This window comes from Pseudomonas sp. GM18 (genome assembly GCF_000282195.1).
Taxonomy (GTDB): domain Bacteria; phylum Pseudomonadota; class Gammaproteobacteria; order Pseudomonadales; family Pseudomonadaceae; genus Aquipseudomonas.
The window spans coordinates 1-10,715 of the sequence record NZ_AKJT01000096.1; the positions used below are offsets into that span (position 1 = coordinate 1).

Annotated in this window: 8 protein-coding genes; 4 read left to right on the forward strand and 4 right to left on the reverse strand. The window is 60.2% G+C overall.

Annotation, left to right across the window (positions count from 1 at the left end):
- A partial coding sequence (locus tag PMI21_RS04460; protein WP_007941067.1) for an amidohydrolase family protein occupies nt 1-397 on the forward strand: 397 nt, incomplete at its 5' end.
- 61 nt (nt 398-458) lie between these two features.
- Here PMI21_RS04460 and PMI21_RS04455 read toward each other — a convergent pair.
- Nucleotides 459-1,223, reverse strand: a complete 765-nt coding sequence (locus tag PMI21_RS04455) for a GntR family transcriptional regulator (RefSeq protein WP_007941070.1) — start codon at nt 1,221-1,223, stop codon at nt 459-461.
- Nucleotides 1,224-1,546: 323 nt separating this feature from the next.
- On the opposite strand from PMI21_RS04455, the gene PMI21_RS04450 reads away from it, so the two are divergent.
- Nucleotides 1,547-2,737, forward strand: a complete 1,191-nt coding sequence (locus PMI21_RS04450; protein ID WP_007941072.1) for a benzoate/H(+) symporter BenE family transporter — start codon at nt 1,547-1,549, stop codon at nt 2,735-2,737.
- A 151-nt stretch (nt 2,738-2,888) separates the two neighbouring features.
- Here PMI21_RS04450 and PMI21_RS04445 read toward each other — a convergent pair whose 3' ends face one another.
- A complete protein-coding gene (locus PMI21_RS04445) occupies nt 2,889-3,233 on the reverse strand; it encodes a YggL family protein (protein ID WP_007941073.1) in 345 nt (114 codons plus the stop codon).
- A 234-nt stretch (nt 3,234-3,467) separates the two neighbouring features.
- On the opposite strand from PMI21_RS04445, the gene dacB reads away from it, so the two are divergent.
- On the forward strand, nt 3,468-4,928 hold the full coding sequence (dacB, locus tag PMI21_RS04440; RefSeq protein WP_007941074.1) for a D-alanyl-D-alanine carboxypeptidase/D-alanyl-D-alanine endopeptidase: 1,461 nt from the start codon (nt 3,468-3,470) through the stop codon (nt 4,926-4,928).
- A gap of 69 nt (nt 4,929-4,997) precedes the next feature.
- Here dacB and PMI21_RS04435 read toward each other — a convergent pair whose 3' ends face one another.
- Nucleotides 4,998-7,388: a sensor domain-containing diguanylate cyclase gene (locus PMI21_RS04435; RefSeq protein WP_007941076.1), complete on the reverse strand. Its 2,391-nt coding sequence runs from the start codon at nt 7,386-7,388 to the stop codon at nt 4,998-5,000.
- Nucleotides 7,389-7,531: 143 nt separating this feature from the next.
- Nucleotides 7,532-9,802 carry a bifunctional 23S rRNA (guanine(2069)-N(7))-methyltransferase RlmK/23S rRNA (guanine(2445)-N(2))-methyltransferase RlmL gene (gene rlmKL, locus PMI21_RS04430; protein WP_007941077.1) on the reverse strand — a complete coding sequence of 757 codons (2,271 nt, stop codon included), beginning with the start codon at nt 9,800-9,802 and terminating at the stop codon, nt 7,532-7,534.
- Between the two features lie 534 nt (nt 9,803-10,336).
- Here rlmKL and rmf point away from each other — a divergent pair.
- Entirely contained in the window at nt 10,337-10,552 is a 216-nt protein-coding gene (rmf, locus tag PMI21_RS29190; RefSeq protein ID WP_003223300.1) for a ribosome modulation factor, read from the forward strand.
- Nucleotides 10,553-10,715 lie beyond the last annotated feature (163 nt).

Sequence of the window (10,715 nt, forward strand, 5' to 3'; positions counted from 1 at the left end):
CGGCTTGTTCAACCTGCCGATGGCCGAGAAGCACAAACTGAATGTCGGCCTCGGGACCGACGTCGGTGGTGGCACCAGTTTCTCGCTGCTGCAAACCCTGAACGAAGCGTACAAAGTCATGCAGCTGCAAGGTGCACGGCTGAGCCCGTTCAAGTCGCTGTACCTCGCCACCCTCGGCGGCGCCCGCGCGCTACGGCTGGAAGACAAGATCGGCACCCTGCAACCGGGCACCGACGCAGACTTCCTGGTGCTGGACTACAACGCCACGCCGCTGCTGAGCTATCGCCTGAAGCAGGCCAATAACATTGCCGAGACGTTGTTTGTGTTGATGACGCTGGGGGATGACCGGACTGTTCTGCAGACGTATGCGGCGGGGAATCTGGTGCATCAGCGTTAAGGTTTTTCGAGCTGATCGTTCCCACGCAGAGCGTGGGAACGATCATCAGTCTCGGGCTGACTTATAGCTTGGCAGTCGAGCGCCCCGGCTTCTTGGTCTGCAACAGATGCGAGAACACCGCATGCAAATCATCCGACGCGCTTTCTTCGTCGAGGTTGAGTTTGCTGTCGATGTGATCCATGTGATGCATCATCAGGTCCACCGCCAGCGTCGCGTCCCGCGCTTCGATGGCATCGATCAACTGGGTGTGTTCATCGTAGGAACAGTGCGAACGGTTGCCGCTCTCGTACTGGGCGATAATCAACGACGTCTGGGACACCAGGCTGCGCTGGAAGCTGATCAATGGCGCGTTTTTCGCCGCTTCGGCCAGTTTCAAGTGGAACTCGCCTGACAGGCGAATACCGGCACCGCGATCGCCACGGGAGAAGCTGTCGCGCTCGTCGTTGACCATCTGCCGCAAGTCGGCAATCTGCTCGGCAGTGGCGTGCTGCACCGCCAGTTCAGTGATCGCGCGCTCCACCAGCCGCCGCGCCATGAACACCTGACGGGCCTCTTCGACACTCGGGCTGGCAACCACAGCGCCGCGATTGGGGCGCAGCAACACCACGCCTTCATGAGCCAGACGCGACAACGCGCGGCGAATGATGGTGCGGCTGACCCCGAAAATTTCCCCCAGCGCTTCTTCGCTCAACTTGGTGCCGGGCGCCAGACGCTGCTCGAGGATGGCCTCGAAGATATGCGCATAGACAATATCGTCCTGGGTACCGCTGCGGCCGGCTTTGCCTGCTCGCGGTTGTTTCTTGAGGGGTTGCAACTGTTCGTTCATGGGCACTCGAGTCGGGAGAACTGCGGCGAATTGACCGTGACTGTAATACGGCACAGTGGGTCGCTGGCAAGTATCGCGTAAAAAACACTGCAATTGTACACAATGACGGGTGGCAACACGACTGTACGGCTGTTTGTCGCCTTCGCTGTATTGCAACGACCGGTTACGTTTCAGTTTAGGCTTGAACGCAGAATCCTGTAGGAGCTGTCGAGTGAAACGAGGCTGCGATCTTTGATGTTGATTTTCCAAGATCAAAAGATCGCAGCCTCGTTTCACTCGACAGCTCCTACACATCTTCATACGTAAAAAGGAACACCGCTGTCATGACCGACGCCACGCACACGCAGCTTCGTCCCCTGACCGACACGTCGCCCTCGGCCATCGTCGCCGGGTTCATCGCCATGATGACCGGTTACACCAGTTCCCTGGTGCTGATGTTCCAGGCCGGGCAAGCGGCGGGCCTGACCAGCGGGCAGATTTCGTCATGGATCTGGGCGATCTCCATCGGCATGGCGGTGTGCTCGATCGGCCTGTCCTTGCGCTATCGCACCCCGATTACCATTGCCTGGTCGACCCCTGGCGCGGCGTTGCTGATCACCAGCCTGGGCGGTGTCAGCTACGGCGAGGCCATCGGCGCCTACATCACTTGCGCAGTGTTGGTGACCGTGTGCGGCCTGACCGGCAGTTTCGAACGGCTGGTGAAAAAGATTCCGGCCTCATTGGCGGCGGCGTTGCTGGCGGGGATTCTGTTCAAGATCGGCAGCGAGATTTTCGTCGCCGCCCAGCACCGCACCGCGCTGGTCCTGGGGATGTTCTTCACGTACCTGCTGGTCAAGCGCCTGTCACCACGCTATGCCGTGCTCGCGGCACTGTTGATTGGCACCGCACTGGCCGGTTTCATGGGGTTGCTGGATTTCAGTGGCTTCCACCTGGAAGTCGCGACGCCGGTCTGGACCACGCCGCACTTCTCCCTGGCTGCGACCATCAGCATCGGCATTCCGCTGTTCGTGGTGGCGATGACCTCGCAGAACATGCCGGGCATCGCCGTTTTGCGCGCCGACGGCTACAACGTGCCGGCCTCGCCGCTGATCACCGCCACCGGCATTGCCTCGTTGCTGTTGGCGCCGTTCGGTTCCCACGGCATCAACCTGGCCGCCATCAGCGCGGCGATCTGCACCGGTCCGCACGCCCATGAGGATCGCAACAAGCGCTACACGGCAGCGGTCTGGTGCGGGATTTTCTACGGGATTGCCGGGGTGTTCGGCGCGACATTGGCGGCGTTGTTTGCCGCGTTGCCTAAAGAACTGGTGCTGTCGATAGCCGCGCTGGCGCTGTTCGGCTCGATCATTAACGGGCTAAGCATTGCCATGGCGCAAGTGCAGGAACGGGAAGCGGCGCTGATTACCTTTATGGTGACGGCATCGGGGCTGACACTGTTTTCCATCGGTTCGGCGTTCTGGGGGATTGTTGCGGGGGTGTTGACGTTGCTGATCTTGAACTGGCGTAAAAACTAAAAGATCGCAGCCTCGTTTCACTCGACAGCTCCTACGCAGCACCTACCATCGGATGCGTTGCCCTGTAGGAGCTGTCGAGTGAAACTAGGCTGCGATCCTTTGATCTTCACAAAAAAAACGGCGACCCTTGGGGTCGCCGTTTTTTAGAACATCAGGCTACCGGATTGATCGGCTTTTCCGGGTACCAGACGTCGATCAGCGGGCTGACAGTCGCTTCTGTCAGTTCGCTGCGGCCCTTGAGCCAGGCTTCAACAGCGGCACGCTGTGCTTCGGTAACCGAGCCACGCTTCTGCAGGCAAACCAGACCGAAGTCATCGCCGCCCACATAACCCAGACCGTTGGCTTCCATGGCTTCTTTCAGGAACGCGTCGAGGAAAGCATCAATGGCTTCATCAGCCAAATCTTCTTTGAAATCCAGGTTCAGTTCGAAACCCAGCTCTTGAAATTCATCGACGCACAGTTTTTTGCGCAGACGCTGGGAACGGTTAGTCGCCATTGGAACAATCCTCATAAGTAATAACGGGCGGCACTTTAGCAGTTTAAGGCGCCGATTACCCGCCTCAGAACGGCGTGACGTCTACCGTCGGTAAAAAAATAGCGGATTAGACGACCAAGGTGCGGCACAAGCCCTTACACCTTGGGGCATAATGCCGACACTTTCATGACCGCTGAGGGAATTTATCGCCATGCCCTCGTCTTTTTCCCCCTCGACTGTAGGGTTTTATTTCAGATGATCAAATCTTTGCGTCCATTGCTGCTGGCCAGCCTTCTTCTGCCCCTGGCCCTCCCCGTTTCCGCCGCGCCGATCAACACCGCCCTGTCGCCCAACGTCGAAAAGGCCCTCAAGGCCAGCAAATTGCCGGACAGCGCCTTGTCGCTGGTGATGATCCCGCTTAACGGCCCGGGCACCCCAACCATTTATAACGCTGACGTTTCGGTCAACCCGGCCTCGACCATGAAACTGGTCACCACCTATGCCGCGCTGGAAATGCTTGGCCCGAACCACCAGTGGAAAACCGAGTTCTACACCGATGGCACCCTTAGCGGTGGCATCCTCAACGGTAACCTCTACCTCAAGGGTGGCGGCGATCCGAAGCTGAACATGGAAAAACTCTGGCTGCTGATGCGCGACTTGCGCGCCAACGGCGTGACCCAGGTCACCGGCGACCTGGTGCTGGACCGCGGCTTCTTCGTGCAACCGCAACTGCCCGAGTTCAACGACGACGGCAATGACGAGAACAAACCGTTCCTGGTCAAGCCCGACGCGCTGCTGGTCAACCTCAAGGCCCTGCGCTTCGTGGCCCGCAACGACTCGGGCAAGGTCCTGGTGTCGGTCGAGCCGCCGATTGCCAACATCCGCATCGACAATCAGGTCAAGGCGCTCAACTCCAAGCAATGCACCGGGGGCGTGCGCTACAACCCGGTGACCCAGGCTGATGGCAGCGTCACCGTGACCGTCGGCGGCCAGTTGGGCGAAGGTTGCAGCTCCCAGACCTACCTGTCGCTGCTCGACCACGCGACCTACACCGCCGGCGCCGTGCGGGCGATCTGGAAGGAACTGGGCGGCAGCATCCAGGGCCAGGATCGTCTGGCACCGACGCCGAGCAGCGCCAAGGTGCTGGCCCGAGCCTACTCGCCAGACCTGGCGGAAATCATTCGCGACATCAACAAATACAGTAACAACACCATGGCTCAGCAGTTGTTCCTGAGCCTGGGCCAGAAGTTCCGCACCGACGCCGACAGTGATGACGCCAAAGCGGCCCAGCGCGTGGTGCGTCAGTGGCTGGCGCAGAAAGGCATCACCTCACCGCACCTGGTGATGGAGAACGGCTCCGGCCTGTCCCGCGCCGAACGGGTGAGCGCGCGTGAAATGGCCGCGATGCTGCAAGCCGCCTGGCGCAGCCCGTACGCCGCCGAATTCATCAGCTCGATGCCGATTGCCGGCACCGACGGCACCATGCGCAAACGCCTGAAACGCACGGCCATGGCCGGTGAAGCCCACGTCAAGACAGGCACCCTGAACACCGTGCGTGCCATCTCCGGCTTCAGCCGCGATGTCAATGGCAATACCTGGGCGGTGGTGGCGATCCTTAACGACAAGGCTCCGTTTGGCGCGTCTTCGGTGCTGGATCAGGTGCTGCTGGACCTGTATCGCCAACCGAAACTGCCGACCACGGCTTCGGTGTTGTAACCGAATCCATAGAACACCTCAGATCCAATGTGGGAGCGAGCCCGCTCCCACAGGGGCTCGCAAGTGGCCTTAACTCATCTGCCCTTCAACCCGATCCCTTCCCGCCTGCTTCGCCGCATAAACCCCCGAATCCGCCCGCAACAGCAACGCATCCGCGCCTTCCCCAGGCCGCCAGCTGGCAATCCCGAAACTCGCGGTAACGATCCCCACCTCGTCGATCGGCAAACTGCGCAACCCTTGCCACAGTTCCACGGCCAACACATGCGCCTGCTCGCCGTCGATGTCCGGGCAGAGCACCATGAACTCTTCGCCCCCCAGGCGACAGAACACATCGGTGCGCCGCAGACGACGGCCAATGCGTTCACACACCGCCTGCAATACCCGATCGCCCACGGCATGGCCGTGCTGGTCATTGATGCGCTTGAAATGGTCGATGTCGAGCATGATCACCGACAACTCGCCACCGCCGCGCTCGACCCGGGCCATTTCGGTGGTCAGGCGCTCCTGGAAATAGCGGCGGTTATGGATCCCGGTCAGCGAGTCGGTCACCGACAGCGCGCGCAACTCCTCTTCAACACGCTTGAGGTCGGAAATGTCCGAAATGTAGCCATGCCACAGCACACCGCCACCGGGCAGCTCCTCCGGCGTCGCTTCGCCGCGAACCCAGCGCAGGCCACGCTCGGGCAATTGCACGCGATACTCTTCGCGCCATGGGCTGAGGTTGTCCGCCGACGCCAGGATCGACGCGCGGACCCGGCGCGCATCCTGAGGATGAATCCGCGAGAACACCGCTTCGGCATTGCTCAACAGTACGTCCAGTTCGAGTTCGTAGATCTCGCGCATCCCGTCGCTGGCGTAGATCACGCTGAAGCGCCCATCGAACTCCATCTTGAACTGGTAAATCCCGCCGGGCACATGGGCGCTGAGTTTCTTCAACAACAGATCCCGCGCCGCCAGAGCCTCATGGACGCGCTTGCGTTCGGTGATGTCGATACAGATCGCCAGGTGCCCGACCCATAAGCCCTGCTCGTCGAGGACCGGGGTCGCCAGCATGTTCACCGTTAAATGGCTGCCGTCGCGGCGCACCAGCGTCCACTCCCGGGCTTCGTGACCGCCCTCTTCCCCGCCTTCGACCAGCATCGCCTGGCAGGTCGGAATCGGCTTGCCATAGCGCGCGCTCAACTCCGCCGACCGCGCCTCGAGTTCCCGGGGCAAGTGCAGGTTTTCCAGGGTCATGTGGCCCACAACCTGCGCACTGGAGTAGCCGAGCATGTGTTCTGCACCGGCGTTGAAGGTGCTGATAATCCCGCGCAGGTCGGTGGCGATGATCGCCACCTGAGTCGCGGCTTCCAGCACGCCGCGCAACTGGCCATGCGTGCCGCGCAGCTCTTGCTCACGGGCGTGCAGTTCCTCGGTCCGTTGCTCGACCATTTTCAGCGCCCGTTGCCGCTGACTGACCAACACATAGAGAAACACACTGAGCAGCAAGCTGAGCAAACCGCCGAGCACCACCTGGCTGGTCACCGAGGAATGGTTGGCTTGCAGGAACGCAGCACTGGGGCGCATATCCACTTGATAATCGTGGTCGGCCAGACGCAGCAAACGCGTGGAAGACAAGTCACTGGCCCCCGCCGGGTTGGTCGACTCGTACAGCACTTCGTGTTGGTCATCGGTGGACAAGTCGAGGATACGCACAGAGAGAGAATCATGATTCTCTTCCGGCAACCCGTCCGCCAGCAGCTGGCGCATGCTGATCACCGCCATCACATACCCGGCGGGCGTGGTGCCCGGCAAGTGCTGACGATTGACCGGCGCCACCAGCAACACCCCCCGTGAATAGGCCGGCTCAATGCCTACCAGATGCAATGGTTGCGAGACGGCCATGTTGCCAGTTTGATCGGCGCGCTCCAGGGTCGAACGGCGCAGGGGCTGGGCCAGCAAGTCGTAACCCAGTGGCGTGGGCAGTCGGCTCTGGGTTTGGGTATAGAGCACCGGCACGTACTCGTCCCGTTCCGCAGCCGGTTGCAACTGGCCGTCGGCGGTGAGTTCGCGAAAGGTGAAATTGCTCAAGCCTTCGTCATGCACGAAACGTTCAAGCAAGGGGCGTTCGGCGCGGGACACCCGTGGTGCCCAGGAATAGGCTTGGGTGCGCCGCAAAAGAGGTTTGGCGTAACCGTCAAATTCCTCGCGGGACACCGACTCGGAATTGGCGAAGAACCGGCGCAGGCCATCGAGGCGCTGCTCCTGATCTTCGAAACGTTCTTCGATACGGCTGTAACGTTCACTGGCGAGCAGCTGGAAACGTTGCCGCATTTGCTGATGGAACTGATTGAGCGTCGCCCAGGCCAGCAATCCCGTAAGAATCCCGCCGATGAGCAATACCAGCAGCGCGACCAGCCAGGCCGAGACATCTTCGCTGATAAAACCCAGGATCTTGGGGCGCACGGCGTGTAACGACATAAACGCAACTCATAACGCCAGGTGCCGGAAAGCCCATTGGCCATGGGTTGAGTTATAGCTATTAGCCACTAATTTGACCAGCACTGAAAGAACCAAAGAGCCTTTAAAAATCAAGGCTCTGTGGATCCAATCAGGCTCAAGTGTCAGCGAGCAGTGATCTTCCAGGCACGGTGGATCTTGCCATTACGGGCGAAATCCGGATCGATGGTCTGGGTCGTGATTTCTTCAACGGCATAACGCTCGGTGAGGTTTTCCTCGAGCTGGAACTTGCGGAAGTTGTTGGAGAAATACAACACCCCGCCCGGTGCCAGTCGCGCCATGGCCAGGTCGATCAACTGCACCTGGTCACGCTGCACGTCGAAGATCCCTTCCATGCGCTTGGAGTTGGAGAAGGTCGGCGGATCGATGAAGATCAGGTCGTACTCGTCACGGCAGGCATCGAGCCAGGCCATCACGTCGCCCTGCTCCAGACGGTTCTTGTCAGAGAAGCCGTTCAGCGACAGGTTGCGACGCGCCCAGTCCAGGTAGGTTTTCGACAGGTCGACGCTGGTGGTGCTGCGCGCACCGCCCTTGGCCGCATGCACGCTGGCGGTCGCGGTGTAGCAATACAGGTTGAGGAAGCGTTTGCCGGCCGCCTCTTTCTGAATCCGCATGCGCATCGGCCGGTGGTCGAGGAACAACCCGGTGTCGAGGTAGTCAGTGAGGTTCACCAGCAGCTTCACGCCGCCTTCGTTGACCTCGTTGAACTTGCCCTGGGCGCTCTGGCGCTCGTACTGCTTGGTACCGCTCTGACGTTCGCGACGCTTGACCACCACGCGGCTCTTGTCGATGTTCAATGCCTGCGGGATTGCCGCCAGGGCATCGAACATCCGCGCCGAGGCTTTTTCCGGATCGATGGATTTCGGCGCAGCGTATTCCTGAACGTGAACCCAGTCGTGATACAGGTCGATGGCCATGGAATATTCCGGCATGTCGGCATCGTAGACGCGGTAGCAGTCGATGCCTTCACGCTTGACCCACTTGCCCAGCGCCTTGACGTTCTTTTGCAGGCGGTTGGCAAACATCTGCCCGCCTTCGCTCAGGCGCGGCTGCTCGATTACCGGCGCCGGTGCCGGAGCCGGTTTGATCGGATTGCCGTTTTTGTTGTACTTGCGTTCTTGCGGCTCACTCGGTGCTTCATCGTAGGCCGCCTGTTCACGCTCGGCCTGACGCTGTTCCGGGGTGCGACGCTCGCCGGTGACAAACTGGTCTGGCGTGACCTTGATCAGCAGCAATTTGCACGGCAACGCGCCGTTCCAGAACGAATACTGTTTGTGGCTGCGGATGCCCATGCGCTTGCCCAGATCCGGGGCACCAGTGAACACCGCTGCTTCCCAGTTCAAGCACGCCTGACGCAGACGCTCGCCGAGGTTCTGGTAGAGGTAGAGCAGGCTCGCCTCATCGCCCAGACGCTCGCCGTACGGAGGGTTGCAGATCACCAGGCCTTTCTGGTTCTGGTCCGGACGCGGCTCGAACGTTGCCACTTCGCCCTGATAAATCTTGATCCACTCGCTCAGGCCGGCACGCTCGACGTTGTTGCGGCCTGGTTGAATCAGGCGTGGGTCGGCTTCGTAACCGCGAATCCACAGCGGTGGCTTGGCCAGGCCGGCCGCGGCGCGTTCGGTGGCTTCTTCGTGGAGCTTTTTCCACAACGCCGGCACGTGACCGAGCCAGGCGGTGAAACCCCACTGCTCGCGGCGCAGGTTCGGCGCCATGTCGGCGGCGATCATCGCGGCTTCCACCAGGAACGTACCGACACCGCACATCGGGTCAGCCAGCGCGCCGCCCTCGGCGGCAATGCGCGGCCAGCCTGAACGGATCAGAATCGCTGCCGCGAGGTTTTCCTTCAGCGGCGCAGCACCTTGCTGCAAGCGATAACCGCGCTGGTGCAGGCTGTGACCGGACAGGTCGAGGGACAGGATGGCTTCGCCACGGTCCAGACGCAGGTGAATGCGCAGGTCCGGGTTGAGCTTGTCGATGGACGGGCGATCGCCCTGCGGGGTGCGCAGTTTGTCGACGATGGCATCCTTGACCTTCAAGGCGCCAAAGTGCGTGTTATCGATGCCAGAGCCGTGACCGCTGAATTCGACGGCCAGGGTGCCGTCGTTGAGCATGTGGTCTTGCCACTCGATATCCAGCACGCCGTGGTAGAGGTCTTCGGCATCCTTCATCGGGAAGCGCTTGAGCACCAGCAGCACCCGGTTCGCCAGACGCGACCACAGGCACAGGCGATAAGCGGTTTCCATGGTGGCCATGCCACGCACAGCCGAGGTGTGCTCGCGTGCTTCCTCAAGGCCAAGCCCGACGGCTTCCTCGATGAGCAGACCTTCAAGGCCTTTGGGGCAAGTGAGGAAGAGTTCGAAACGATCGGACATGGTAATTCCAGAGCCTTTAGCTAAGTGAACCGACAACGCGTTGCCGATCCGGTTTTCAATCAGGCGTTTTTCTAACAGAACGCCCGCGTGGCACGAAGGTGTGCCGTCCCACCCTGACTACTGCTCGGGTTAAAAGAGCTTAGATGCCAGGGCAGATAAAAAAGTTGATGCAACAAAATGTCATAAGTCGACCCTTCGTCGAATAATCCCCAAGGGCAACGGGTGTCATTCTCGTTAAAGGCGCAACCCCCACCATCCAGCGCAGGGCCGATCATACCGGGCTTTGGCCAAGAAACACGGGACAAATATCGTGTTACTTATGGCCATACCATCTTTATGGTTACGTTCTTATGACAAAACGGTCATTCCCTCGATGTGACGCATTGGTTAGAACTCAACTCAGGTTGACGTCGCAACGGCGTCAACACCTTGGCTCGCGACGCCGGCAGCGAGCCACCAACGGCAGAATTTTTCTGCCTGACCTCGATTGAGGTCGACGCGATACATACAGTCAACAAGTGAGGGAAACACCCTATGAGAAGACTTAAGCGTGATCCGTTGGAAAGAGCATTTTTGCGCGGATATCAATATGGCGTTGGTGGTAAATCCCGTGAGCTTTGCCCTTTTACTCTACCGTCGGTACGCCAAGCCTGGATCAATGGCTGGCGAGAAGGACGCGGCGACAACTGGGACGGTATGACCGGCACTGCGGGAATCCACAGACTCAACGAACTTCACGCCGTCGGCTAATACAGGGCACACACTCCGACACGACAATCTGATTACGCTACGACTTAACCACGCACGTCCTATCCGGACGGCGGGCTTCGGCCCAGGGGCTCCTTCGAGGAGCCCTTTTTTATGTTCAAAACCGACCGCTGTAGCAGCTGCCGAGCCTGCGAGGCTGCGTTCG